A 24,423-nucleotide genomic window follows, 5' to 3' on the forward strand; every position below is an offset into this window, starting at 1 on the left:
GGCAGGGATGTATCCGCTGCTCTTCCGCGCCGTCCTGGCGCGCTTCGACCCCGAGTTCGCCCATCACGCCGGCATGGCGGTGATCAGGGTGCTCGGCGCGCCGCCGTTCGCCGGTGCGACCCGCGCGCTGACGAAGCCCGACCCGTCTCTGCGCGTCGACGCGCTGGGGCTCACGTTCCCCTCGCCGTTCGGTATCGCGGCAGGGTTCGACAAGAACGCCGTCGGCGTGAAGGGGCTCGCCGCGCTCGGGTTCGGACATGTCGAGGTCGGTACGCTCACGGCGATCCCGCAGGACGGCAACCCGAAGCCCCGACTGTTCCGACTCCTCGCCGACCGTGCGGTCATCAACCGCATGGGGTTCAACAACCAGGGAGCGGATGCCGCGGCTCGGCGCCTCGCGAAGCTCCGCCGTGGCGCGCCCGACACGGTGATCGGCGTCAACATCGGCAAGAGCCGCGTGGTCGAAGTGGAGGACGCGACCGCGGACTACGTCGCCTCCGCGACGCGTCTCGCCCCGCTCGCGGACTACCTCGCGGTCAACGTCTCCTCGCCGAACACGCCGGGATTGCGCGGGCTGCAGGCCGTCGAGACGCTCGCGCCGCTGCTGCGCGCCGTGAAGGCGGCGTCCGGCGACACACCGCTTCTCGTCAAGATCGCTCCTGACCTCCCCGACGAGGAGATCACCGCGATCGCGCAGCTCGCCGTCGCGGAGGGTCTCGCGGGAATCATCGCGCACAACACGACGATCAGTCGCGACGGTCTCCTGACCGACGACGCGACCGTGGAGGCCGCGGGGGCCGGAGGTCTGTCCGGAGCCCCGCTCAAGGAGCGTTCCCTGCAGGTGCTGCGCCTGGTGCGCGGGGCCGTCCCCGAGGACTTCTGCGTGATCGCGGTCGGCGGCGTCGAGACGCCCGCCGACGTGCAGGAGCGTCTGGATGCCGGTGCGACGCTCGTGCAGGGCTACACGGCCTTCCTCTATCGCGGTCCGCTCTGGGGCCGGGAGATCAACCGGGGTCTCCTCCGGCTCCGCCGTCGCTGACGTGAGCGGCAGCGAAAAGGCGCCTCCGGCTCGCACAGAGCGGGAGGCGCCTTTCACATACGTGGGTCAGGCCGGGTACTGGCCGCGCTTGACCTGAGCCTTCGGGAGACGCATGAACCGCATCTGCAGCGACCGCATGGCGGCGTACCAGCCCAGGCCGCGCTCCATCCGCTCCTTGCCGAACTTCGCCGCGATCTTCCTCTTCACGCGGTAGCCGAGCAGGATCATTCCGCCGATCGCGATCACGAGGTAGGCCATCATCACGAGGTACGCCCAGCCGGCGACCGCGAAGCCGCCGATCGCGAGGTTCGGCGGGAGCAGCGAGATGAGGATCACGAGCACCATGACGCCCATCACGAACTCGGCGGGGTGCCATCCGGCATCCACATAGTCTCGGACCCATCGGCGCTGCGGACCCTTGTCACGGGCAGGCAGGTACTTCTCCTCACCCGCTGCGAGGCCCGCCTGGGCGCGCGAGCGGCGCTCGTTGAGCTCGGCGCGCGCGGCGGCCTTGGCCTCCTTGGTGTTCGCGACGAGCGGGCGTCGGCGAGCCGCCTCCTGTTCTGCACGGGTCGGCGTGGCGCGCCCCTTGCCCACGGCGTTCGTCTCGGGGGCGTCGTCGTTCGTCGGCGGAGATGCGGGGGAAGTGGCCACGAGGTTCCTCGGTTCGATGAGAGCGGATCACCTTAAGATTACTCGCATGACTTCTCCTGTTCAGCCCGGCGACCAGATTCCGACCAGCGACCGCGAACCCGCCGTCCTGGAGTCGGCCGCAACCGGGATGCCGGCTGCTCTCAGCGACCTGGGGCGCCTCGTGCGCATCCCCGGGATGGCCTGGCCCGCGTTCGACCAGACGCAGCTCGAGCGCAGCTCCGAGGCCGTTGCGGCGCTGGCCGAGGACACGGGCGTGTTCGACAGCGTCCGGATCCTTCGTGCGGCGATCCCGGGCAACGACGAGGTGGGGCAGCCGGCCGTGCTCGCGACGCGCGCGGCGAAGAACGGCAAGCCGACCATCCTGCTCTACGCGCACCACGACGTGCAGCCTCCGGGTGACGACGCGCTGTGGGAGACCCCGCCCTTCGAACCGACGGTGCGCGACGGGCGCCTCTACGGACGCGGAGCCGCCGACGACAAGGCTGGGATCATGGCGCACATCGCCTCGATCCGCGCCGTCGCCGAGGTGCTCGGTGACGACCTCGAACTCGGCATCGCGATGTTCATCGAGGGGGAGGAGGAGTACGGCTCCCGCTCGTTCGCGCAGTTCCTGTCCGACAACAAGGAGGCGCTGCGCGCGGATGCGATCGTCGTCGCCGACTCCGGCAACTGGGACTCGGAGACCCCGGGCCTCACGGTCTCGCTGCGGGGCAACGCGCGCTTCACGGTGCGCGTGCGCACGCTCGATCACGCCTCGCACTCCGGCATGTTCGGGGGAGCGGTGCCCGACGCCATGATGGCGACGGTCACCATGCTGTCCACGCTGTGGAACGCCGACGGCTCGGTCGCCGTCGAGGGCATGACCGAGCGCGACGCACCCACGCCCGACTACACCGAGGAGACCCTCCGTGACGAGGCGGGTCTGCTGCCCGGGACCACGCCGATCGGTGACGGCACGATCCTCAGCCGTATCTGGAACAAGCCCTCGGTGACGATCATCGGCATCGACGCCACGAGTGTCGCCGCGGCATCCAACACCCTCCTGCCGGAGGTCTCGGTCGTGATCAGCGCCCGCGTCGCACCGGGGCAGTCCGGGGAGGAGGCGTACGCGGCACTCGAGGCCCATCTGCGCGCCCACGCACCGTTCGGCGCCGAGCTGACGTTCTCCGACGTCGACCTCGGCAACGGCTTCCTCGTGGACACGAGCGGCTGGGCCGTGTCCCTCACGCGCTCGGCGATGCACGACGGCTACGGCGTCGCCCCGATCGACCTCGGAGTCGGCGGCTCGATCCCGTTCATCGCGGACCTCGTCCGCGAGTTCCCCGAGGCGCAGATCCTCGTCACCGGCGTGGAGGATCCTCATTCGCGTGCGCACAGCCCGAACGAATCCCTGCACCTCGACACGTTCCGGCATGCCGTCGCGACCGAGGCGCTGCTGCTGGCGCGCATGAACGACGTCGTGATCTGACCCCGCCCCGCAGGGCGAAGGGTAAAATCGAGCTACCAGCCGTGTGCGAGCACGGCCGATCACAAGGAGCGACATGAGCGACACCACACTCACCCCGGCAGAGACCACCCAGGCGCACGGCGTGAAGCTGACCGACGCGGCCGCCACCAAGGTCAAGAACCTGCTCGAGCAGGAGGGCCGCGACGACCTGCGCCTGCGCGTCGCCGTGCAGCCCGGCGGATGCTCGGGACTCATCTACCAGCTCTACTTCGACGAGCGCTTCCTCGAGGGCGACGAGACGGTCGACTTCGACGGCGTCGAGGTCATCGTCGACAACATGAGCGTCCCGTACCTGGACGGCGCATCGATCGACTTCAAGGACACGATCTCCGAGCAGGGCTTCACGATCGACAACCCGAATGCTGCGGGCAGCTGCGCCTGCGGCGACAGCTTCCACTGATCCGGATCGCCTCCGCCAACCTGCGTGGTTGGCATGAATCGGGTGTGAGGTTGCCCTAGACTTGGGTGTGCCCTGTCCGCAATCTGAAAGGTGCATCGTGCCCTCGAAACGCCGCCTTCGTTGGGTCGCTCTTCCCCTGGGAGTAGTGACCGCCGTGGCCCTGGCTGGATGTACCACCACCGAGCTGAACGGGTACCTCCCGGGCTTCGTGGACGACGGACCAGCAGCCACGAACCAGACCGAGCGGGTGTCCTCGCTCTGGGTCAACTCGTGGATCGTCCTCCTCGCCGTCGGCGTGATCACCTGGGGCCTGATGGCCTGGGCTGCGATCGCCTACCGTCGCCGCAAGGGACAGACCGGTCTGCCGGTGCAGATGCGCTACAACATGCCGATCGAGATCTTCTACACGATCGTGCCGCTCATCCTCGTGCTGGGCATGTTCTTCTTCACGGCCCGCGACCAGGCCGCGATCGAGGCGAAGTGGGACGACCCCGACGTCGAGATCACCGCGATCGCCAAGCAGTGGGCGTGGGACTTCCAGTACGACGGCGATGAGGACGACAACTCCGACGCCGTGTGGACCATGGGCATCCAGGCCCAGCCGGACGCCGAGGGCAACATCGACCAGGAGCAGCTCCCCACGCTGGTGCTGCCGGTCGACAAGAAGGTCACGATCGACCTGCAGTCCCGCGACGTCATCCACTCCTTCTGGATCATCGACTTCCTCTACAAGAAGGACATGTACATCGGGAAGGACAACTCCTGGTCGTTCATCCCCACCCGCGTCGGGGAGTACGCCGGCAAGTGCGCCGAGCTCTGCGGCGAGTACCACTCGATGATGCTCTTCAACGTCAAGGTCGTTGAGCAGGACGAATACGACGCCTACCTCGAGTCGCTGAAGGAGGAGGGGAACACGGGAGACATCACGGACGCTTACGACCGTCTGGGCAACTACCCGGGTACCACCGCCCCCGCCGGCACCGAGGAAGGGGAGGAGTAAGCCATGTCGACCACTGAAGCCCCCCGCACCGACGAGGCGCCCCGTTCGCGCCCCACGACCCTCCCGGCACGCCAGGCCGCTCTCATGAGCTCCTCGCGCGTCGAGCAGAAGGGCAACATCGTCGTCAAGTGGATCACCTCCACCGACCACAAGACGATCGGGTACATGTACCTCATCGCCTCGGTGCTGTTCTTCCTCCTCGGCGGCGTGATGGCCCTCGTCATCCGCGCCGAGCTCTTCGCCCCGGGCATGCAGATCATCCCGACGAAGGAGCAGTACAACCAGCTGTTCACGATGCACGGCACGATCATGCTGCTGATGTTCGCGACGCCGCTCTTCGCGGGCTTCGCGAACGCGATCCTGCCCCTGCAGATCGGTGCGCCGGACGTCGCCTTCCCGCGTCTGAACGCCTTCGCCTTCTGGCTCTTCCTGTTCGGATCGACCATCGCGGTCGCCGGCTTCCTCACCCCGCAGGGTGCGGCCTCGTTCGGCTGGTTCGCCTATCAGCCCCTCGCGAGCGCCTCGTTCTCGCCGGGCGCGGGTGGAAACCTCTGGATGCTGGGACTCGGCATCTCCGGTTTCGGAACCATCCTCGGTGCCGTGAACTTCATCACGACCATCATCACGATGCGCGCGCCGGGAATGACGATGTGGCGCATGCCGATCTTCTCCTGGAACACGCTCATCACGAGCCTCCTGATCCTGATGGCGTTCCCCGTGCTCGCCGCCGCGATCTTCGCCGCCGGCGCCGACCGCGTGCTCGGTGCCCACATCTACGACCCGGCCAACGGCGGCGTGCTCCTGTGGCAGCACCTGTTCTGGTTCTTCGGCCACCCCGAGGTGTACATCATCGCGCTGCCGTTCTTCGGCATCGTGTCGGAGGTCTTCCCGGTCTTCAGCCGCAAGCCGATCTTCGGGTACAAGACGCTCGTCTACGCGACCATCGCCATCGCGGCGCTCTCGGTCGCGGTGTGGGCGCACCACATGTACGTCACAGGTTCTGTGCTGCTGCCGTTCTTCGCCCTCATGACGATGCTCATCGCGGTGCCGACAGGCGTGAAGATCTTCAACTGGATCGGAACCCTCTGGCGAGGCTCCGTGACGTTCGAGACCCCGATGGTCTTCGCCCTCGGCTTCCTCGTGTCCTTCGTCTTCGGCGGTCTGACCGGTGTCATCCTCGCGGCCCCGCCGCTGGACTTCGCCCTGTCCGACTCGTACTTCGTCGTCGCCCACTTCCACTACGTGGTGTTTGGAACCGTCGTGTTCGCGATGTTCTCCGGCTTCTACTTCTGGTGGCCCAAGTGGACCGGCCGCATGCTGAACGAGCGCCTCGGCTACGTGCACTTCTGGATGCTGTTCATCGGCTTCCACATGACGTTCCTCATCCAGCACTGGCTGGGCGTCGACGGCATGGTGCGTCGCTACGCGGACTACTCGGCGGCGGACGGCTGGACGTGGCAGAACCAGGTCTCGACGATCGGTGCGATCATCCTCGGAGCCTCGATGCTGCCGTTCTTCCTGAACGTGTGGATCACGGCCCGCAAGGCTCCGAAGGTCACGGTCAACGACCCGTGGGGCTACGGCGCCTCGCTCGAGTGGGCGACATCGTGCCCGCCGCCGCGTCACAACTTCACCTCGATCCCGCGCATCCGCAGCGAGCGTCCGGCATTCGATCTGAACCACCCGGAGGCCGCGGAGTTCGCTACCACGGCACCCGGCGAGCGAGAGGGCCACTGACCCATGCGCGACAACGTCATCCTCTGGTGGATCCTGACCGCGTTCTTCGCGCTGGTCGGCGTCGTCTACACCGGCTGGCACATCCTGGCCACCCCGAACGACAACTTCGCGATGCGGATCGAGTGGGTCGGCACTGTGGCGCTGTTCTTCGCCGCCTTCATGGGCGCGATGATCGCGTTCTACCTCGACCGGACCCACAAGGCTCAGCAGGGTGAGCTCCCCGAGGACATCCTGACCAGCGACATCGACGACGGCGACCCCGAGCTCGGCGAGTTCAGCCCGTGGTCCTGGTGGCCGCTCGTGCTCGCGGGTTCTGCGGCGGTGTTCGTGGTGGGACTGGCCGTCGGCCACTTCCTGCTCCCGATCGGTCTCGCGATCTTCGTGGTCGCGATCGTCGGCTGGGTCTACGAGTACTACCGGGGCAACTTCGCCCGCTGATCGACATGCAGAAGGCCCCTGGGACGCGTCCCAGGGGCCTTCTCCGCATCCACGATGTCTATGCGTGCGTACGGATGCGGGCAATGCCGGTGAGGGGATCCACGGGGCGGCGGTGCACGCCGTCGGCATCCTCCACGGGATAGCCTTCTCGCACCCAGTACTCGAAGCCGCCGATCATCTCTCTGACGTCGTATCCGAGTCTCGCGAACTCGAGTGCGCCCTTGGCTCCGGCGTTGCATCCGGGACTCCAGCAGTACACGACGACCGAGGCGTCCTGAGGGATCTCCGCTGCGGCGCGGGCGGCTATCTCGCTGTAGTGCATGTGGACGGAGCCGGCGACGCGTCCCTGGGCCCAGGCTTCGTCGGAGCGCACGTCGACGATCACGAGAGGCTCTCCAGCCTTCTGTGCGGCATAGGCGTCGCTCGCGTCCGTCTCGGCGGCGAGCTTGGTGGCGTAGTAATCGGCGCGATCCATCATGCTCTCAGCGTAGGGAGTGGCACCGGCAGCGCGCCGCCCTGATCCAGTCGACGAGGCGCCGGATCCCGCCAACCTCGTGGTCGAGGAGTCAGAGCTCGACGGTCATCTGGATGCGCCGTCCGTAGCGGTCGATGCCGAGGGAGGCCTCGGTCTCGACGAGGGCGAGCTGAAACCCCGACTCCGGGATGCTCTCCAGGAACCCGCAGGAGGCATAGAACGGGGCGTTCCACGGCACCTCCGCGTATGTGCGGAGTGTCACGCGTGAGTAGCCCCGCTCACGCGCCTCCACGAGTGCTGCGTCGACAAGACGGCGTCCGTGTCCCCGACGGCCCGATTCAGGTAGGACCGAGAGCTGTTCGAGATGTGCGTGGCCGTCGATGTCGAGCACGTGCACGAAGCCGAGCGGTGAGGCGTCGGCTGACTCCTCGAGCACGAGAACGAACCCCGGTTGTCCCAGGCGCTGGACCGGGTCGCCTGGCGGGGGCCACTCCGGCGCGCCGAGCACACCGATGAGGAGCGCGTCGGCCGAGGCCTCGATCGCCTGGATCACCTCGGCGTCCTCGGCTGCGGCCTCGCGGATGGTCGTGCTCATGATGCCGCCCCTTCCACTGCGGCGACCGCTTCGATCTCGACGAGCTGGTCGTCGTAGCCGAGCACCGTGACTCCCAGGAGAGTACTGGGGACGTCGTGGTCGCCGAACGCGGCGTGGATGACGTCCCAGGCCGTCACGAGATCCTGCTGACGGCTGGACGCCACGAGGACGCGGGTGCTGATCACGTCGCCGAGCGCGGCTCCACTGGCCTCGAGGGCCGTCGTCAGGGTCTGCACGCAGCGTGCGGCCTGTGCCGCGTAGTCACCCGGCGCGGTGGTCGACCCGTCGTCCTCGAGAGGACACGCACCGGCGAGGAAGATCAGGCGCGCACCCGCCGGAGCGGTGGCGGCGTGCGCGTAGGGGGCCGCGGCGAGGGAGTCGGATCGGAGGAGTTGGACGACGGAGGCCATGCTCCGATCCTTTCATGCCGACATGAAAGGGCCCTGTCCGCGAACGGACAGGGCCCTGAGTGGGGGAGCGGGAGTTCTACTCGCCGTCCTCCGACTTCTTCTTCCGAGGCTTCGCTTCGTCTCGCTCCGCTCGCTCAGTGCGACGCTTCACCGGCTCGGTCGCGATGACCGTGCTGGGGGTGTTCGGCGTCTCGTCGACGTGGGTCTCGTCCACGGCGATGGGGGCGTCGGGGAAGCCGGCGCGCTCGTGAGCGCCCTGGATCTCCGCGACCTCGGCCTCGTCGTTGTGAGCCGTGACATGGTGCTGGTGGGCGTCTGCCTCGTCGATCTCGGCCTGCGTGAGCGGGGCGAGACGGTCCTCGAAGAACCACCGCGAGATCGACGACCGCAGGTTCTCGCTCCACGGGATGCGGCCCTTGTCGTTCGGGCGCACCACGAGGGGCTCGTAGCCGTCGACATCGATGAGCTTCCAGCGGTCGTACTTGTCGACCGGCTCGTGCACCTCGATGAACTCGCCGCCGGGGAGGCGGACGATGCGGCCGGACTCGAAGCCGTGCAGGACGATCTCGCGATCCTTCTTCTGCAGTGCCAGCGCGATGCGCTTCGTGACGAAGTAGCCGAGGATCGGACCCAGGAACAGCAGGGCCTGGAGCGTGTGGATCACGCCCTCCATCGTGAGCATGAAGTGCGTCGCGATGAGGTCGGACGATGCCGCCGCCCACAGGACCGCGTAGAAGATGACGCCGGCCGCGCCGATCGCGGTGCGGGTCGCCGCGTTGCGCGGACGCTGAGCGATGTGGTGCTCGCGCTTGTCGCCCGTGACCCACGCCTCGATGAAGGGGTAGAACATGACGATCACGATGAAGACACCGAGCACCGCGACAGGCGCGAGGATGCCGAACGACCACGTGTGGTTCAGGAACACGACGTCCCAGTTCGAGGGAGCGAGACGCAGAGCACCGTCCGCGAAGCCGATGTACCAGTCGGGCTGAGTACCGGCGGACACGGGGGAGGGGTCGTACGGCCCGTAGTTCCAGATCGGGTTGATCTGGAAGAACGTCGCGATCAGCACGATCGTGCCGAAGACGATGAACAGGTAGCCGCCCATCTTCGACATGTAGACCGGCATCATCGGGTAGCCCACGACGTTGTCGTTCGTGCGGCCCGGGCCGGCGAACTGCGTGTGCTTGTTGACGATCATCAGCATCAGGTGCACGACGATCAGCGCGATCACGAGCATCGGCAGCAGCAGGATGTGCAGCGTGTACAGGCGACCGACGATGTCGGTGCCGGGGAACTCGCCGCCGAACAGCAGGAACGAGATCCAGGTGCCGACGAGCGGGAAGCCCTTGATCATGCCGTCGATGATGCGGAGGCCGTTGCCCGAGAGCAGGTCGTCGGGAAGCGAGTAGCCCGTGAAGCCCTCTGCCATGGCGAGGATGAACAGCACGAAGCCGATCACCCAGTTGAGCTCGCGGGGCTTGCGGAACGCACCGGTGAAGAAGACGCGCAGCATGTGCACGCCGATGCCGGCGACGAAGACCAGAGCGGCCCAGTGGTGGATCTGGCGGACCAGGAGACCACCGCGCAGGTCGAACGAGATGTGCAGCGACGACTCGAGGGCCGCCGACATCTCGATGCCGCGCATCGGGGCGTAGGCGCCCGTGTAGTGCGTCTCGACCATGGAGGCCTGGAAGAAGAACGTCAGGAAGGTTCCGGAGAGGAACACGACGACGAAGCTCCACAGCGCGATCTCGCCGAGCATGAACGACCAGTGGTCGGGGAAGATCTTGCGGCCGAGCTCCTTGACGAAGCCGGAGAGGCTGGTGCGCTCATCGATGTAGTTCGACGCGGCGCCGACGAAGCGGCCGCCGAGAGGCGCCTTGGTGTCCTTGTCCTCTTTGGACAGCGTTGCGGTGCTCAATGGCGCTCCCAGAAGCTCGGGCCGACGGGCTCGGTGAAGTCACTGCGTGCGACGAGGTAGCCCTCGTCGTCGACGGTGATGGGCAGCTGAGGCAGCGGACGGGCGGCCGGGCCGAAGATGACCTTGGCGTGGTCCGTGACGTCGAACTGCGACTGGTGGCAGGGGCAGAGGAGGTGGTGCGTCTGCTGCTCGTACAGGGCGACGGGGCAGCCGACGTGCGTGCAGACCTTGGAGTACGCGACGATGCCGTCGTACGACCAGTCCTTGCGCTCCTCCGACTCGATCAGCTGCTCGGGACGCAGGCGCATCATCAGCACGATGGCCTTGGCCTTCTCCTCGAGGTAGCCGTCGTGGTGGCTGAGGGTCGCGAGCTCTTCCGGGATCACGTGGAAGGCGGATCCGAGGGTCACGTCCGCAGCGCGGATCGGGGTGCCGTCGGGGTCCCGGACGAGACGAGCGCCCTCTTCCCACATGGTGTGCTTGAGCAGCGCGACCGGGTCGCCCGCGGTGGGGTCCTCGGGGGTGCTGTGCGGCGCCAGGCCGCGGAACAGCGTGACACCGGGGATGATCGACGCGACGATCGCCGCGAACAGCGAGTTGCGGATCATGGTGCGACGGCCGAAGCCGGACTCCTCGTTCGCGGCGGCGAAAGCGGCGACCGCGGCCTCACGCGTCGAGTCCTTGCCCCGGGTGGGGTGACGGTGCTCGATGTGCTCCTTGTCGCTCATCAGCGCCTTGGACCAGTGGATCGCGCCGATGCCGATCGCGAGCAGCGCGAGGGCGATGCCGAGACCGATGAAGAGGTTGTTCTGGCGGATGTCGATGAGCGCGCCGCTCTCGATCGGGAACAGCATGTAGGCGGCGACCGCCCAGATGCTGCCCGCGAGCGAGAGGTAGAACAGGGTGTAGACCGTGCGCTCCGCCGTCTTCTCGGCGCGCGGGTCCTTGTCGGTCATCCGCTCACGGTGCGGCGGCAGCCCCGGGTTCTGCACGGGGTCGCTGACTGCGACACCCAGCCCCGGAGAGGGCTGGTAGGCCCTTTCGAGAGCCTGCGAGTCGTCGTCGTGTGCCATGGTGCTCCTCGTACGTTCCTCTTCGATGAATAAGCGTCAGTTGGACTTCGCCGTGATCCACACGGTGATGGCGACCAGGGCGCCGATTCCGAAGATCCAGACGAACAGGCCCTCGGACACGGGTCCGAGCGAGCCGAGCGAGAAGCCGCCGATCTGCACCGACTGCTGCTGGAACAGCAGAGCCGAGATGATGTCGCGCTTGTCCTCGTCGGACAGGTTCATGTCACCGAAGACGGGCATGTTCTGGGGGCCGGTGACCATGGCCGCGTAGATGTGCAGCGCGCTGGTCTCGGTCAGGGCGGGGGCGTACTTGCCCTCGGTGAGCGCGCCACCGGCGGCGGCCACGTTGTGGCACATCGCGCAGTTGACGCGGAAGAGCTCGGCGCCGTGGGCGACGTCTCCCTTGCCGTCGAGCGTCTCGTCCGACGGGAAGGTCGGGCCGGGCGCCACGGACTGCACGTACGACGAGACCGCGAGGATCTGGTCCTCGGTGAACTGCGGGTGCTTCTGCGGGGCCTGGGGGCCCTGCATCTGCAGCGGCATGCGTCCGGTCGACATCTGGAACTCGACGGCCAGCTCGCCGACGCCGTAGAGGCTCGGGCCGTTCGCGGTGCCCTGCATGTCCAGACCGTGACACGTCGCGCAGTTCGCCTGGAACAGCTTCTCGCCGTCCTCGACCGTGAGCGTGCTCGACGCCGCGGTCTGCGTGTCCGTCGCGGCGAACGCGGCAGACGCTCCGGCGTACACGGCGCCGGTGATCATGAGGCCTGCGCCGATGAGGGCGGCCGCAGCCAGGGGACTGCGACGACCGTTCGAACGGCGCTTCTTCTCTCGTGCCATCTCGGGGATCAGCTCCGCTCTTATTTCAGGAAGTAGATAACGACGAACAGCACGATCCAGACGACGTCGACGAAGTGCCAGTAGTAGGACACCACGATCGAGGAGGTCGCCTCCTTGTGCCGGAAGTTCTTCACGGCGTACGCGCGGCCGATCACCAGGAGGAACGCGACGAGGCCTCCGGTGACGTGCAGGGCGTGGAAGCCGGTGGTCAGGTAGAACGCCGAGGCGTACGAGTCGGCGCTGATCGGCATGCCCTCAGCGACCAGCGTGGCGTACTCCCACACCTGACCGGAGACGAAGATCGCGCCGAGGGCGAAGGTGAGGAAGAACCACTCGACCATGCCCCAGCCGAACAGGCGACGACGTCCGGCGCCGTTCTTCTGGCCCTTGGCGATGCGGTAGGGCTGCAGGTCCTCGGCGGCGAAGACGCCCATCTGGCAGGTGAACGAGGAGAGCACCAGGATCGCCGTGTTGACGAACGCGAAGGGCACGTTCAGGAGCTCGGTGCGGTCGGCCCAGAGCTCGGGAGAGGTGCTGCGGAGGGTGAAGTAGATCGCGAAGAGTCCCGCGAAGAACATCACCTCGCTGCCGAGCCACACAATGGTGCCGACAGCTACCGGGTTGGGCCGCTTGATGGTTCTCGCCGCCGGGGCATACGTCGCTGAGGTCGTCACCCCTCCATTATGGCCGATCCTCGGGGGTGATTCTTGCACTCGGGGCACCCGATTCGCCCGCATTCGACTTAGGGGACCCTAAGAAAACACTGCGAATCCACGGTGAATCCGCGGGAAACGGGGGATGCTCGCCAGACGACCGTCCGTCACGAAGAATCTGGCCCGAGGTGTCGCGCCGATAGGATCGCACACATGGCTGAATCGCTGACCTGGTCCGACGTCCTCACCACTCTCCTGGAGCGTCGCGACCTCAGCGTCTGGGAGTCCACCTGGGCCATGCGCCAGATCATGCGCGGAGACGTCACCGAGGCGCAGCTCGCCGGGTTCCTGATCGCGCTCCGAGCCAAGGGCGAGACGATCGACGAGATCGTGGGCTTCCGGGACGCGATCCTCGAGGCCGCGGTTCCGCTCCCGGTCTCGCCGAACGTGCTCGACATCGTCGGCACCGGCGGCGATCGCGTCGGCACTGTGAACGTCTCGACCACCGCCGCCATCATCATCGGCGCCTCGGGCATCCCCGTCGTCAAGCACGGGAACCGGGCCGCGAGCTCGGCATCCGGCTCCTCCGACGTCCTGAGCGCGCTGGGCCTGGAGCTCACGCTCGACCCCGCCGCCGTGTCGTCGATCCTCGACCGCACGGGCATCACCTTCGCGTGGGCGGGCGCTTTCCATCCGGGCTTCAAGCACGCGGGCGCCGTGCGAGCCGAACTCGGGGTCCCCACCGTCTTCAACATGCTCGGACCTCTGTGCAACCCGGCGCGCGCCGAGGCCAACGCCGTGGGCGTCGCCCAGATCGAGCGCGTGCCGCTCATCACCGGCGTGTTCCGCACACGGGGGGCGACCGCGCTGGTCTTCCGCGGCGACGACGGCCTCGACGAGCTCACGACCACGGGGCACAGCCGCATCTGGGAGGTCACCCGCGGCGACATCCACGAGCACGATCTCGACCCCCGCGACCTGGGCATCCCGATCGCCGACCTCGCCGACCTCATCGGCGGCTCTCCCGAGCACAACGCCGGAGTGCTGCGTCGCACGCTCGAGGGCGAGAAGGGCGCGGTGCGCGACATCGTGCTGCTCAACGCGGCGGCAGGCATCGTCGCCTTCGAGCTCTCGCAGGATGCCGCGCAGGCGCAGCGGCCGATCGTCGAGCGGCTGCGGGAGGGATACGCCCGCGCGGCCGAGGCGGTCGACGACGGACGGGCCGCGGCCAAGCTCGAGCAGTGGATCGGCGTGAGCCGGGAACTGGCCTCGGCCTAGGAGACGTCATGGACCCGGTCGCTGCGCTGCTCGAGATCGCCTCGCTGCTGGAGCGCGAGCGGGCGTCGCGCTACCGGGCGAAGGCGTTCCGTCAGGCGGCGGCGACCCTGCAGCAGCTTCCGGCGGACGTCCGGGAGGACCCCACGCGGCTGCGTGCCGCGAAGGGCATCGGAGAGTCGACCTTCGGGGTGATCCGCCAGGCCCAGGCGGGTGAGGTGCCCGACTATCTCGTCGAACTCCGCGGCGAGGTCGAGCCGGAGATCGCATCAGAGCTCCGCGGGAAGCTCCGCGGCGACCTGCACGCGCACACGGACTGGTCGGACGGGACGACGCCGATCGCGGTCATGGCGGCCGCCGCCCGAGCATTGGGCCACGAGTATCAAGCCGTCACCGACCACTCGCCGCGCCTGCGCGTGGCACGCGGGCTCTCGGCGGAGCGGCTCCGCGAGCAGATCCCGCTTGTGCGAGCCGAGTCCGGCGACGGCTTCACTCTGCTCGCCGGAATCGAGGTCGACATCCTCGAAGACGGCGCCCTCGATCAGGACGACGACCTCCTGGGCGAACTCGACATCGTCGTGGCCTCGGTGCACTCGAAGCTCCGTATGGAGTCGCGGCCCATGACGGCGCGGATGCTGGCGGCCATCGCGCATCCCCGGGTGAACGTGCTCGGTCATTGCACGGGCCGTCTCGTGCAGGGGGAGCGCGGCACGCGACCGGAGTCGCAGTTCGACGCGCGAACGGTGTTCGCCGCGTGTGCCGAGCACGGGGTCGCTGTCGAGATCAACTCCCGGCCCGAACGTCAGGATCCCCCAGACGAGCTCATCGCGATCGCCCTCGAGGAAGGATGCCTGTTCTCGATCGACTCCGACGCGCACGCTCCCGGACAGCTGTCGCTGCTCGATCACGGAGCGCAGCGTGCGGAGAGGGCCGGTGTCCCGGCATCCCGCATCGTCACGACCTGGGGACTCGAGCGGCTGCTCGCGTGGGCGGGCTGACGACCGCCGTTCAGTCGGCGGTCGTGCCCACCGCCGCGATCGCACGGGCCATCGAACCCCCGAGGTTCCACTTCTCGGCCAGCGCCAGGGCGGCATCGACCCGCTCGGGCCCGAGCGGGAGGAGGGGCTCGGCCGGGACGGTGACATCGAGGCTCTTCGCGACCTCCACCACGGTGGGCGCCACGTCGAGGTAGACGGTCGACGCCAGGATCTTGGCGCGCACGCCGGCGCTCATGCCCTCGCCCGCCTCGGCCGCCGCGCGGATGCCGGCGAGATCGCCGTGCTCCTTGAGGAGCGTCGCCGCGGTCTTCTCTCCCACCCCGGCCACGCCGGGCAGGCCGTCGGAGGCATCGCCGCGCATCGTCGCGAAGTCCGCGTACTGAGAAGGGAGCACGCCGTACTTGGCCACGACCACGGCATCCGTCACGATTTCGAGGTTGCTCATGCCCTTCGCCGTATAGACGACGCGGACGCCGCGCTCGTCGTCGACCAACTGGAAGAGGTCGCGGTCGCCGGTCACGATGTCGACCGGCATCGTCGCGACGGTCGCGAGCGTCCCGATCACATCGTCCGCCTCGTGCTCGGCGACGCCGATGATCGGGATGCCGAGGACTCCGAGCGTCTGCCGGATCAGCGGGATCTGCGCTTCGAGCGGATCGGGGACCTCCTCGACGTCCGGCCCGGCAGGCACGACCTCGACCACGCGGTGCGCCTTGTAGCTCGGGATCAGATCGACCCGCCACTGCGGGCGCCAGTCATCGTCCCAGCAGGCCACGACATGCGTGGGCTCGTACAGCGTCACGAGCTTCGCGACGATATCGAGCAGCCCCCGGGCGGCGTTGATGGGGGAGCCGTCCGGCGCCGTCACCTTGTCTGGCACCCCGTAGAACGCGCGGAAGTACAGACTTGCGGTGTCGAGCAGGAGAAGCTTCTCGGGGCGGGGCATGAGCACAGTCTGTCAGCGCGCGTGCTCCGCGTCAGCATCCGCATCGTCAGAGACGCCTCCGATCTGATAGCCTGAAGTGTCACTCGTGGCGTGCCTATGCATGCCCGCGTGACGGAACATCACAATCCCACCGCTGAGAGGCATCCACTCGACCGTGCGCGGTCGACGCCGTCCCAGCCCGAGTATCCATTCACAAGGACAACCCACTACATGACTACCGCAACGACCGCCCCGGCCACCAAGCAGGTCGCCATCAACGACATCGGATCTGCTGAGGACTTCCTGGCCGCGGTCGAGAAGACCCTGAAGTTCTTCAACGACGGCGACATCATCGAGGGCACGATCGTCAAGATCGACCGCGATGAGGTTCTGCTCGACGTCGGCTACAAGACCGAGGGCGTCATCCCCTCGCGCGAGCTCTCCATCAAGCACGACGTCGACCCCAACGAGGTCGTCAAGGTCGGCGACGAGGTCGAGGCCCTCGTCCTCCAGAAGGAGGACAAAGAAGGCCGCCTGATCCTCTCCAAGAAGCGTGCGCAGTACGAGCGCGCCTGGGGAGACGTCGAGAAGATCAAGGAGAACGACGGCGTCGTCACCGGTACGGTCATCGAGGTCGTCAAGGGTGGACTCATCGTCGACATCGGCCTCCGCGGCTTCCTGCCGGCCTCGCTCATCGAGCTGCGCCGCGTCCGCGACCTCACGCCGTACCTCGGCCAGGAGATCGAGGCCAAGATCCTCGAGCTCGACAAGAACCGCAACAACGTGGTCCTCTCGCGCCGCGCCCTGCTCGAGCAGACGCAGTCCGAGTCGCGCACCACGTTCCTCAACAACCTGCACAAGGGCCAGGTCCGCAAGGGCGTCGTCTCGTCGATCGTCAACTTCGGTGCGTTCGTCGACCTCGGCGGCGTGGACGGCCTCGTGCACGTCTCCGAGCTGTCCTGGAAGCACATCGAGCACGCCTCCGAGGTCGTCGAGGTGGGCCAGGAGGTCACCGTCGAGATCCTCGAGGTCGACCTCGACCGCGAGCGCGTCTCCCTGTCGCTGAAGGCGACGCAGGAGGACCCGTGGCAGGTCTTCGCCCGTACCCACGCGATCGGTCAGGTCACGCCGGGTAAGGTCACGAAGCTCGTCCCGTTCGGTGCGTTCGTGCGCGTCGCAGACGGCATCGAGGGCCTCGTCCACATCTCCGAGCTCTCCAGCAAGCACGTCGAGCTGGCCGAGCAGGTCGTCTCCGTCGGCGAAGAGGTCTTCGTCAAGGTCATCGACATCGACCTCGAGCGTCGCCGCATCTCGCTGTCGCTCAAGCAGGCCAACGAGTCCGTCGACCCCAACGGCACCGAGTTCGACCCGGCCCTGTACGGCATGGTCGCGGAGTACGACGAGAACGGCGAGTACAAGTACCCGGAGGGCTTCGACGCCGAGACCGGTGCGTGGAAGGAAGGCTTCGACGCCCAGCGCGAGGCATGGGAGCAGGAGTACGCTGCGGCCCAGGCTCGCTGGGAGGCGCACAAGGCTCAGGTCACCAAGGCGGCCGAGGCAGAGGCTGCGGCCGGCGACGACTTCGGCGGCCAGTCCTTCACGAGCGAGGCCGCCGGTGCGGGCACGCTCGCTGACGACGAGGCTCTCGCGGCTCTGCGCGAGAAGCTCTCGGGTGGCAACTCCTAAGCAGCTCAGCACGTCTGAGACGCTCTGACAGAACGGGCCGTCACCCCTCGGGGTGGCGGCCCGTTCCGTGTCTCCGGGCACCGGGATGCGCGGGCCTCGGAGCTTCGTGACCGAACATTACGAGGCGGTTCGTCACATTCGGCCGCACTCGGACACCATGGGGACATGACCTCCCTGCTCAGCGCGCCCTCGGGCACCGACGCCTTCGGAGCGCCCGGCGCCGCGGTCCCGGTGCGTCTGGACGCGGTGGAGCGCTCCTTCCCCCTCGGACGGGGAACACGCGCGGTGCTGCGTGGCGTCGACGTCGAGATCGCGGCCGGCGAGATCGTCGCGGTCGTCGGGCCCTCGGGCTGCGGCAAGTCCACGCTGCTGCGACTGGTCGGCGGACTCGATTCGCCGAGCGGAGGTCGTATCGCGCTCGCAGGCGACCCCGTCGCGGACGCCGACGAGCGGACCGCCGTCGCTTTCCAGGAGCCGCGTCTGCTGCCCTGGCGCACCATCGCGCAGAATGTCGAACTCGGCCTGCCTCGGCGGACTCCCCGCCGTGAGGGTCGCGAGCGCGTCGCCGAGCTGCTGCGACTGGTCGGCCTCGAGCATGCCGCGGGGCAGCGCCCCCGCGAGGTCTCCGGGGGAATGGCGCAGCGCGCGTCGCTGGCGCGAGCGCTCGCGCGAAACCCCGGTGTGCTGCTGCTCGACGAGCCCTTCGGGGCACTCGACGCGCTCACGCGCCTCCGCATGCACGACCTGCTTCTCGAGATCCACGCCGCAGAGCCCACGACGATCCTTCTCGTGACGCACGACGTCGAGGAGGCCCTGTACCTGGCCGACCGCGTGCTGCTGCTCCGCACGCTGGCCGGTGAGGCCGCCGAGCCGTCCATCGCACGCACGATCACCGTCCCGGGCACCCGGCCCCGCGACAGGGCGGACCGCGCCCTCGCCGACCTCCGCGCCGAGCTCCTCGAAGGCCTCGGCGTCGACACCCACCACCGCATCCCCACCGAGGAGACCCGATGAGCACCATCACCCGCCGAATCGTCCCTGCGATCGCGATCGCCGGCACGACGATGCTCCTCGCGACCGGTTGCGTCGCAGGCGAGGACGCTCCGGCCGCCGACGCCGCGAAGGACGACGCCGCGGCGTCGGGCGAATGGTCGGCCGACACGTTGTCGATCGACTTCGCGACGTACAACCCGCTGAGCCTCGTCGTCAAGGACCAGGGTCTGCTCGAGGACATCCTCGGCGACGACGTCACCGTCGAGTGGGTGCAGTCCGCCGGCTCGAACAAGGCCAACGAGCTGCTGCGCTCGGGATCGATCGACGTCGGCTCGACCGCAGGGTCGGCGGCGCTGCTCGCTCGGGCGAACGGTTCGCCCATCCAGGTCATCGACATCTACTCGCAGCCCGAGTGGTCGGCGATCGTCGTCGGCCCCGACAGCGACATCACCTCGGTCGAGGACCTCGCGGGCAAGTCGGTTGCCGCGACCAAGGGCACCGATCCCTACTTCTTCCTGCTCCAGGCCCTCGAAGAGGCCGGTCTCTCGGTCGACGACGTCGAGGTGCAGAACCTCCAGCACGCGGATGGCCGTGCAGCGCTCGACGGCGGCTCGGTCGACGCCTGGTCGGGTCTGGACCCGATCATGGCCGCCGCCGAGGTGGAGTCCGGCGACAAGCTCGTCTATCGCAACGTCGACTTCAACTCCTACGGATTCCTCAACGCCACCGAGGACTTCATCGACAACCACGCCGACCTGGCGCAGGCCGTGGTCGACGCCTATGAGCAGGCACGCGAGTGGGCGCTCGAGAACCCGGAGGAGACCGCGGCGCTGCTCGCCGAGGTCGCCGGCATCGACCCCGCCGTCGCCACGACGGTGATCGAGGAGCGCTCGAACCTCGACGTGAGCGGCGTCCCCGGAGACGACCAGATCGCCGTGCTCGAGAAGATCGCCCCGGTGCTCGTCGACTCGGGTGACGTGCAGGGCGGCAAGGAGTCGGTCGACAAGGCCCTGGACTCGATCGTGAACGACACGTTCGCCAAGAGGGCGGTCGGAGGAGAGTGACGGGCCCGGACCAGCGCGTGGTCGTCCTCGCGGACGCGCGCGACGCGCTCGACGCCGCGAAGGGCACGTATCGTCCCGCGGATGCACGTTCGCGCCGCGGCTGGGACCGTCCTGCGGTGCGGATCGTGGGAGGATTCGTCCTTCCCGTGCTCATCATCGCCGCCTGGCAGATCACGACCACCACCGGGATGGTGGAGGCATACCGCCTCCCGAGTCCGGCGTCCGTGTGGGCCGCGGGCGTCGAGCTCGCCGAGCGCGGTGCCCTGTGGACGCACATCGCGATCTCGGTGCAGCGCGTGCTGCTCGGCTTCGCGATCGGCTCGATCATCGGTCTCGCCGCCGCGGGCATCGTCGGCCTCTCCCGGCTCGGAGACATCCTGCTGAGCCCGACGCTCGCCGCGATCCGCGCCGTCCCCTCGCTCGCGTGGGTCCCGCTGCTGATCCTGTGGATGCAGATCGGCGAGTCCTCCAAGGTCACGCTCATCGCGATCGGCGCGTTCTTCCCGGTGTACACCACCGTCGCGACGGCATTGCGCCACGTCGACCCGCACCTCGTGGAGGCGGGCCGTTCGTTCAGCCTGCGCGGGTGGTCGCTGTTCCGCACCGTCCAGCTCCCCGCCGTGGTGCCGTCGGTCGTCGCGGGCCTCCGACTGGCGCTCGCGCAGGCCTGGCTGTTCCTCGTCGCCGCCGAGCTCATCGCGTCGTCCATGGGTCTGGGATTCCTGCTGACCGATTCGCAGAGCAGCGGACGCGTCGACCGCATCATCCTGTCTATCGTTCTCCTCGCGCTACTCGGCACGATCACGAACGGCGTCCTGGCGCTCGTGGAGAAGTACCTGCTGCGGCGGTGGACGTGAGCGGATCGGAAGCGCGACTGCACGAGTCGCGCCGCTACCCGCCGCCCGCCGACCTCGCCGCCAGCGCGAACGTGCAGGCCGAGGCCTACGCACGGGCCGCCGCCGACCCGATCGCGTTCTGGGAGGATGCCGGCAGGCGACTGGATTGGGCGGAGTCCTGGCACACCGCGCACGAGTGGGAGCCGCCTGTCGAGGGCGCCGTACCCGCGGCGCGATGGTTCCTCGGCGGACGACTCAACGTCGCGTACAACTGCGTCGACCGGCACGTCGAGGCCGGTCGTGGAGACAAGGTCGCCCTGCACTTCGAGGGAGAACCCGGCGACCGCACGACGGTCACGTACGCCGATCTGCAGCGTCGGGTGTCCCAGGCGGCGAACGGACTGCTGGCCCTCGGCATCCACCCCGGCGATCGCGTCGTGATCTACCTCCCCGTGCTCGTCGAGACCGTGGTGATCACGCTCGCCTGCGCCCGCATCGGCGCCGTGCACTCGCTCGTCTTCGGCGGTTTCTCGGCCGAAGCGCTGCGCTTCCGCCTCGCCGACACCGGAGCGAAGCTCCTCGTCACCACCGACGGTCAGTTCCGTCGCGGCACCGCCACCGAGGTGAAGTCGACCGCCGACACCGCCGCCGCGGGTCTGCCCGACCTCGAACACGTGCTCGTGCTCCGCCGCACCGGCCAGGACGTTCCGTGGACCGGCGGTCGCGACGTGTGGTGGCACGACGTCGTCGACACCGCATCGCCGGTGCACGCACCCCAGCCGTTCGACGCGGAGCATCCGCTCTTCATCATCTACACGTCCGGCACGACCGGGAAGCCCAAGGGCCTCGTGCATACCTCCGGCGGCTATCTCGCGCACGCGAGCTGGGCGCACTGGGCGCACTTCGACGCCAAGCCCGACGATGTGCACTGGTGCACCGCGGACCTGGCCTGGGTCACCGCGCACACCTACGAGATCTACGGCCCGCTGTCGAACGGTCTGACTCAGGTCATCTACGAGGGAACGCCCGACACCCCCTCGCGGGAACGGCACCTCGAGATCATCGAGCGCTACGGGGTGACGGTCTACTACACCGCCCCCACGCTCATCCGGACTTTCATGACCTGGTTCGGAGCCGACCTCCCGGCGGGTCACGACCTGTCCACGCTGCGTCTTCTCGGCACCGTGGGCGAGGCGATCAACCCCGAGGCGTGGGTGTGGTTCCGCAGGAACTTCGGGCGCGACGAGATCCCCGTCATCGACACCTGGTGGCAGTCCGAGACGGGCGCGGCGATGATCGCGCCCCTCCCTGGCGTCACCACGATCACTCCCGGCTCCGCTTCCGTGCCGCTTCCCGGCATCGACGCCGCCGTGGTCGACGAGAACGGCGAGGAGGTCGCCCCCGGACGCTCGGGCACCCTCGTGGTCCGGCGACCCTGGCCCGGCATGGCTCGCACGGTGTGGGGCGATCCGCAGCGCTACCGCGACGCCTACTGGGCGACCTACGCCGGACACGGCGAGTGGGGCGGCTACTACGTCGCGGGCGACGGCGCGACGCGCGACGCCGACGGCAGCATCCGCATCCTCGGCCGGCTCGACGACGTCGTGAACGTGTCGGGTCACCGCCTCTCGACCATCGAGATCGAGTCGGCGCTGGTGGCGCACGACACCGTGGGCGAGGCGGGGACCGCGGGCGTCGCGGATCCCGTGACCGGTCAGGCGGTCGTCGCCTTCGTCACCGGTTCCGGTCGCGCCGAGATCTCGACGGCCGCACTCCGCGACGAGGTGGCCCGCGCGATCGGCCCCGTGGCCAAGCCGCGTCATATCGTGGTGGTGGAGGACCTGCCCAAGACCCGATCGGGCAAGATCATGCGCCGGCTGCTCGCGCAGCTGTGGGAGGCCGAGCACGACCGTCGCGCCGGTCGGCCGGTCGCACCGTTGGGGGACACCACCTCCCTGCAGAACCCGTGGGCCGTCGACGACATCGCCGCCGTGCTCGAGAACGTCGAACTGAGGACACCATGACGGAAGAACACCGCTTCGGATTCCGCACCCGAGCGCTCCACGCAGGCGGCACGCCGGATGCCGCGACGGGCGCGCGAGCCATGCCGATCTACCAGACGACGTCGTTCGTGTTCGACGACGCGGCGGACGCCGGCAACCTCTTCGCGCTGCAGAAGTACGGCAACATCTACTCGCGCATCGGCAACCCGACCGTCGCGGCCCTCGAGGAGCGCCTCGCCTCGCTCGAGGGTGGGATCGGCGCCGTGGCGACCGCGTCCGGCATGAGCGCGGAGTTCATCACGTTCGCAGCCCTCGTCGGCGCGGGTGACCATGTCGTGGCCGCCGCCCAGCTGTACGGGGGAACGGTGACGCAGCTCGACGTGACCCTGCGTCGCTTCGGTGTGGAGACGACGTTCGTCTCCTCCACCGACCCGGCTGACTTCGCCGCCGCGATCCGCCCCGAGACCAAGGTCGTCTACGTCGAGATGATCGGCAACCCCTCGGGCGAGATCGCCGACATCGAGGGGCTCGCCGAGGTCGCGCACGCGGCCGGCGTGCCGCTCGTGGTGGATGCCACGCTCGCGACGCCGTACCTCGCGCGACCCCTGGAGCACGGCGCCGACATCGTCATCCACTCGGTCACCAAGTTCCTCGGCGGACACGGCACGACGCTCGGCGGCGTGGTGATCGAGAAGGGCACGTTCGACTGGGGCAACGGACGCTTCCCGCAGATGACCGAGCCGGTCGCCTCCTACGGCGGGATCAAGTGGTGGGACAACTTCGGCGAGTACGGGTTCCTCACCAAGCTCCGCACCGAGCAGCTGCGCGACATCGGTCCCGCACTCAGCCCGCAGTCCGCGTTCAACCTCCTGCAGGGCATCGAGACCCTGCCGCAGCGGATCGACGCGCACGTCGCGAACGCGCGCGTGGTCGCCGACTGGCTCGCCTCTGACCCGCGAGTCGAGTACGTGACGTGGGCGGGGCTCGAAGGGCACCCGCACCATGAGCGCGCTGCGAAGTACCTGCCCCTGGGGCCGGGCTCCGTCTTCGCGTTCGGCGTCAAGGCAGAGGACGGACGTGCGGCGGGGGAGAAGCTCATCGAGAGCCTGCAACTCGCGTCGCACCTCGCGAACATCGGCGACGCGCGCACGCTCGTGATCCACCCCGCGTCCACGACGCACCGTCAGCTCACCGAGGAGCAGCTCGTCGCGGCGGGTGTGCGCCCCGATCTGATCCGCATCTCGGTGGGCCTGGAAGACGCCGCCGATATCATCTGGGACCTCGACCAGGCCCTGACCCTCGCGACGGGAGCGAACCGATGAGCGACACCGTGAACGCCGGCGACGCCTGCACCATCCCCACCCCGGATGCCGTCGCCTGCGCGCTGCCCGGCGCGGCGCCGACCGTGGAGGGGCGCACGTGGGTCGGCCCGGGTGCACAGGGGCGCTTCGAGATCCTGCGTCGCACGAAGAGCGTCGCGATCGTCGGCGCCTCGAACAACCCGGCGCGGGCCTCGTACTTCGTGACCACCTACCTTCTATCGAGCAGCGGCTACGACGTGTACCTGGTGAACCCGCGCGAGACCGAGATCCTCGGACAGCCCGTGTACGCCTCGCTTGCCGACCTCCCGGTCGTGCCGGACGTGGTCGACGTGTTCCGTCGCCACGACGACCTCCCGGGCGTCGCGCAGGAGGCGATCGATGCGGGCGCGAGCACGCTGTGGCTGCAGCTCGGCTCGTGGAACGAGGATGCCGCAGCTCTCGCCGAGTCCGCGGGGCTCTCGGTCGTCATGGACCGATGCATCAAGATCGAGCACGCCCGCTTCCACGGTGGGCTGCACCTCGCAGGATTCGACACCGGTGTGCTGAGCTCGCGACGGCAGCTGCTCGCACGCTGAC

Annotated in this window: 24 protein-coding genes; 15 read left to right on the plus strand and 9 right to left on the minus strand. The window is 68.5% G+C overall.

Features of this window, described 5'->3' with window-relative positions; all coding sequences use genetic code 11:
- The first annotated feature begins 7 nt into the window (after positions 1-7).
- Positions 8-1,039: a quinone-dependent dihydroorotate dehydrogenase gene (locus tag AKH00_RS15905; RefSeq protein WP_050723751.1), complete on the plus strand. Its 1,032-nt coding sequence runs from the start codon at positions 8-10 to the stop codon at positions 1,037-1,039.
- A gap of 66 nt (positions 1,040-1,105) precedes the next feature.
- Here AKH00_RS15905 and AKH00_RS15910 read toward each other — a convergent pair whose 3' ends face one another.
- Positions 1,106-1,693: a DUF3043 domain-containing protein gene (locus AKH00_RS15910; protein ID WP_050723752.1), complete on the minus strand. Its 588-nt coding sequence runs from the start codon at positions 1,691-1,693 to the stop codon at positions 1,106-1,108.
- A gap of 46 nt (positions 1,694-1,739) precedes the next feature.
- Between AKH00_RS15910 and AKH00_RS15915 the strand changes: the two genes are divergently transcribed.
- The 5 genes from AKH00_RS15915 to AKH00_RS15935 all read left to right on the plus strand — a co-directional run bounded on the left by AKH00_RS15915 (position 1,740) and on the right by AKH00_RS15935 (position 6,775).
- The gene (locus tag AKH00_RS15915; protein WP_050723753.1) at positions 1,740-3,161 is read left to right on the plus strand and encodes a dipeptidase; all 1,422 of its coding nucleotides are present in this window, start codon (positions 1,740-1,742) and stop codon (positions 3,159-3,161) included.
- 73 nt (positions 3,162-3,234) lie between these two features.
- The gene (gene erpA, locus AKH00_RS15920; RefSeq protein WP_050723754.1) at positions 3,235-3,600 is read left to right on the plus strand and encodes an iron-sulfur cluster insertion protein ErpA; all 366 of its coding nucleotides are present in this window, start codon (positions 3,235-3,237) and stop codon (positions 3,598-3,600) included.
- Between the two features lie 97 nt (positions 3,601-3,697).
- Complete coding sequence (gene ctaC, locus AKH00_RS15925) at positions 3,698-4,600, plus strand: aa3-type cytochrome oxidase subunit II (protein WP_050723755.1); 903 nt, start codon at positions 3,698-3,700, stop codon at positions 4,598-4,600.
- Positions 4,601-4,603: 3 nt separating this feature from the next.
- Positions 4,604-6,337 (plus strand): aa3-type cytochrome oxidase subunit I, encoded by a 1,734-nt coding sequence (ctaD, locus tag AKH00_RS15930; RefSeq protein ID WP_050723756.1) that lies wholly within the window; start codon positions 4,604-4,606, stop codon positions 6,335-6,337.
- A 3-nt stretch (positions 6,338-6,340) separates the two neighbouring features.
- Positions 6,341-6,775: a cytochrome c oxidase subunit 4 gene (locus tag AKH00_RS15935; protein WP_050723757.1), complete on the plus strand. Its 435-nt coding sequence runs from the start codon at positions 6,341-6,343 to the stop codon at positions 6,773-6,775.
- 58 nt (positions 6,776-6,833) lie between these two features.
- Here the strand turns inward: AKH00_RS15935 and AKH00_RS15940 are convergent, their stop codons facing one another.
- From AKH00_RS15940 to ctaE, 7 genes are all read right to left on the minus strand, one after another.
- Positions 6,834-7,253 (minus strand): rhodanese-like domain-containing protein, encoded by a 420-nt coding sequence (locus AKH00_RS15940; protein WP_050723758.1) that lies wholly within the window; start codon positions 7,251-7,253, stop codon positions 6,834-6,836.
- Positions 7,254-7,341: 88 nt separating this feature from the next.
- Positions 7,342-7,845, minus strand: a complete 504-nt coding sequence (locus AKH00_RS15945; protein WP_050723759.1) for a GNAT family N-acetyltransferase — start codon at positions 7,843-7,845, stop codon at positions 7,342-7,344.
- On the minus strand, positions 7,842-8,255 hold the full coding sequence (locus AKH00_RS15950; protein ID WP_050723760.1) for a Rid family hydrolase: 414 nt from the start codon (positions 8,253-8,255) through the stop codon (positions 7,842-7,844). The genes AKH00_RS15945 and AKH00_RS15950 overlap by 4 nt, the downstream gene beginning before the upstream one ends.
- A gap of 76 nt (positions 8,256-8,331) precedes the next feature.
- Positions 8,332-10,179 (minus strand): cytochrome bc1 complex cytochrome b subunit, encoded by a 1,848-nt coding sequence (gene qcrB / locus AKH00_RS15955; protein WP_050723761.1) that lies wholly within the window; start codon positions 10,177-10,179, stop codon positions 8,332-8,334.
- Positions 10,176-11,252, minus strand: coding sequence for a cytochrome bc1 complex Rieske iron-sulfur subunit (gene qcrA, locus AKH00_RS15960; protein WP_050723762.1), 1,077 nt, complete (start codon positions 11,250-11,252; stop codon positions 10,176-10,178). Before qcrA ends, qcrB begins: the two co-directional genes overlap by 4 nt.
- Before the next feature lie 36 nt (positions 11,253-11,288).
- Complete coding sequence (qcrC, locus tag AKH00_RS15965) at positions 11,289-12,092, minus strand: cytochrome bc1 complex diheme cytochrome c subunit (RefSeq protein WP_050723763.1); 804 nt, start codon at positions 12,090-12,092, stop codon at positions 11,289-11,291.
- A 20-nt stretch (positions 12,093-12,112) separates the two neighbouring features.
- The gene (gene ctaE / locus AKH00_RS15970; protein WP_050723764.1) at positions 12,113-12,766 is read right to left on the minus strand and encodes an aa3-type cytochrome oxidase subunit III; all 654 of its coding nucleotides are present in this window, start codon (positions 12,764-12,766) and stop codon (positions 12,113-12,115) included.
- Between the two features lie 192 nt (positions 12,767-12,958).
- Between ctaE and trpD the strand changes: the two genes are divergently transcribed.
- Complete coding sequence (gene trpD, locus AKH00_RS15975; RefSeq protein WP_050723765.1) at positions 12,959-14,023, plus strand: anthranilate phosphoribosyltransferase; 1,065 nt, start codon at positions 12,959-12,961, stop codon at positions 14,021-14,023.
- Between the two features lie 8 nt (positions 14,024-14,031).
- The gene (locus tag AKH00_RS15980; protein WP_050723766.1) at positions 14,032-15,018 is read left to right on the plus strand and encodes a PHP domain-containing protein; all 987 of its coding nucleotides are present in this window, start codon (positions 14,032-14,034) and stop codon (positions 15,016-15,018) included.
- Positions 15,019-15,028: 10 nt separating this feature from the next.
- On the opposite strand, the gene AKH00_RS15985 is transcribed toward AKH00_RS15980, so the two are convergent.
- The gene (locus tag AKH00_RS15985) at positions 15,029-15,964 is read right to left on the minus strand and encodes a 5'-3' exonuclease (protein WP_050723871.1); all 936 of its coding nucleotides are present in this window, start codon (positions 15,962-15,964) and stop codon (positions 15,029-15,031) included.
- 210 nt (positions 15,965-16,174) lie between these two features.
- On the opposite strand from AKH00_RS15985, the gene rpsA reads away from it, so the two are divergent.
- The 7 genes from rpsA (at position 16,175) to AKH00_RS16020 (ending at position 24,422) form a co-directional block, all read left to right on the plus strand.
- Positions 16,175-17,629, plus strand: a complete 1,455-nt coding sequence (gene rpsA, locus AKH00_RS15990; protein ID WP_050723767.1) for a 30S ribosomal protein S1 — start codon at positions 16,175-16,177, stop codon at positions 17,627-17,629.
- A gap of 165 nt (positions 17,630-17,794) precedes the next feature.
- Positions 17,795-18,643, plus strand: a complete 849-nt coding sequence (locus AKH00_RS15995) for an ABC transporter ATP-binding protein (protein ID WP_050723768.1) — start codon at positions 17,795-17,797, stop codon at positions 18,641-18,643.
- Positions 18,640-19,686 carry an aliphatic sulfonate ABC transporter substrate-binding protein gene (locus AKH00_RS16000; protein WP_050723769.1) on the plus strand — a complete coding sequence of 349 codons (1,047 nt, stop codon included), beginning with the start codon at positions 18,640-18,642 and terminating at the stop codon, positions 19,684-19,686. Before AKH00_RS15995 ends, AKH00_RS16000 begins: the two co-directional genes overlap by 4 nt.
- The gene (locus AKH00_RS16005; RefSeq protein ID WP_050723770.1) at positions 19,683-20,543 is read left to right on the plus strand and encodes an ABC transporter permease; all 861 of its coding nucleotides are present in this window, start codon (positions 19,683-19,685) and stop codon (positions 20,541-20,543) included. Before AKH00_RS16000 ends, AKH00_RS16005 begins: the two co-directional genes overlap by 4 nt.
- Positions 20,534-22,546, plus strand: coding sequence for an acetate--CoA ligase (gene acs / locus AKH00_RS16010; protein ID WP_050723771.1), 2,013 nt, complete (start codon positions 20,534-20,536; stop codon positions 22,544-22,546). The genes AKH00_RS16005 and acs overlap by 10 nt, the downstream gene beginning before the upstream one ends.
- Positions 22,543-23,847 (plus strand): O-acetylhomoserine aminocarboxypropyltransferase/cysteine synthase family protein, encoded by a 1,305-nt coding sequence (locus AKH00_RS16015; protein ID WP_050723772.1) that lies wholly within the window; start codon positions 22,543-22,545, stop codon positions 23,845-23,847. The genes acs and AKH00_RS16015 overlap by 4 nt, the downstream gene beginning before the upstream one ends.
- A complete protein-coding gene (locus AKH00_RS16020) occupies positions 23,844-24,422 on the plus strand; it encodes a CoA-binding protein (RefSeq protein WP_082297689.1) in 579 nt (192 codons plus the stop codon). The genes AKH00_RS16015 and AKH00_RS16020 overlap by 4 nt, the downstream gene beginning before the upstream one ends.
- Position 24,423: the final 1 nt, after the last annotated feature.

Source organism: Microbacterium sp. GCS4, assembly GCF_001262495.1.
In the GTDB taxonomy this organism is placed as follows: domain Bacteria; phylum Actinomycetota; class Actinomycetes; order Actinomycetales; family Microbacteriaceae; genus Microbacterium.

Excerpts from the sequence above, each read along its gene's own strand:
- AKH00_RS15945 (WP_050723759.1), bottom strand. The coding sequence starts at position 7,845 with ATGAGCACGACCATCCGCGAGGCCGCAGCCGAGGACGCCGAGGTGATC.
- AKH00_RS15940 (WP_050723758.1), bottom strand. The coding sequence starts at position 7,253 with ATGATGGATCGCGCCGATTACTACGCCACCAAGCTCGCCGCCGAGACG.
- rpsA (WP_050723767.1), top strand. The coding sequence starts at position 16,175 with ATGACTACCGCAACGACCGCCCCGGCCACCAAGCAGGTCGCCATCAAC.
- qcrC (WP_050723763.1), bottom strand. The coding sequence starts at position 12,092 with ATGGCACGAGAGAAGAAGCGCCGTTCGAACGGTCGTCGCAGTCCCCTG.
- AKH00_RS15985 (WP_050723871.1), bottom strand. The coding sequence starts at position 15,964 with ATGCCCCGCCCCGAGAAGCTTCTCCTGCTCGACACCGCAAGTCTGTAC.
- ctaD (WP_050723756.1), top strand. The coding sequence starts at position 4,604 with ATGTCGACCACTGAAGCCCCCCGCACCGACGAGGCGCCCCGTTCGCGC.
- AKH00_RS15905 (WP_050723751.1), top strand. The coding sequence starts at position 8 with ATGTATCCGCTGCTCTTCCGCGCCGTCCTGGCGCGCTTCGACCCCGAG.
- trpD (WP_050723765.1), top strand. The coding sequence starts at position 12,959 with ATGGCTGAATCGCTGACCTGGTCCGACGTCCTCACCACTCTCCTGGAG.
- erpA (WP_050723754.1), top strand. The coding sequence starts at position 3,235 with ATGAGCGACACCACACTCACCCCGGCAGAGACCACCCAGGCGCACGGC.
- qcrA (WP_050723762.1), bottom strand. The coding sequence starts at position 11,252 with ATGGCACACGACGACGACTCGCAGGCTCTCGAAAGGGCCTACCAGCCC.
- AKH00_RS16020 (WP_082297689.1), top strand. The coding sequence starts at position 23,844 with ATGAGCGACACCGTGAACGCCGGCGACGCCTGCACCATCCCCACCCCG.
- AKH00_RS15935 (WP_050723757.1), top strand. The coding sequence starts at position 6,341 with ATGCGCGACAACGTCATCCTCTGGTGGATCCTGACCGCGTTCTTCGCG.
- AKH00_RS15950 (WP_050723760.1), bottom strand. The coding sequence starts at position 8,255 with ATGGCCTCCGTCGTCCAACTCCTCCGATCCGACTCCCTCGCCGCGGCC.
- AKH00_RS15915 (WP_050723753.1), top strand. The coding sequence starts at position 1,740 with ATGACTTCTCCTGTTCAGCCCGGCGACCAGATTCCGACCAGCGACCGC.
- AKH00_RS16015 (WP_050723772.1), top strand. The coding sequence starts at position 22,543 with ATGACGGAAGAACACCGCTTCGGATTCCGCACCCGAGCGCTCCACGCA.
- AKH00_RS15980 (WP_050723766.1), top strand. The coding sequence starts at position 14,032 with ATGGACCCGGTCGCTGCGCTGCTCGAGATCGCCTCGCTGCTGGAGCGC.
- AKH00_RS15995 (WP_050723768.1), top strand. The coding sequence starts at position 17,795 with ATGACCTCCCTGCTCAGCGCGCCCTCGGGCACCGACGCCTTCGGAGCG.
- AKH00_RS16000 (WP_050723769.1), top strand. The coding sequence starts at position 18,640 with ATGAGCACCATCACCCGCCGAATCGTCCCTGCGATCGCGATCGCCGGC.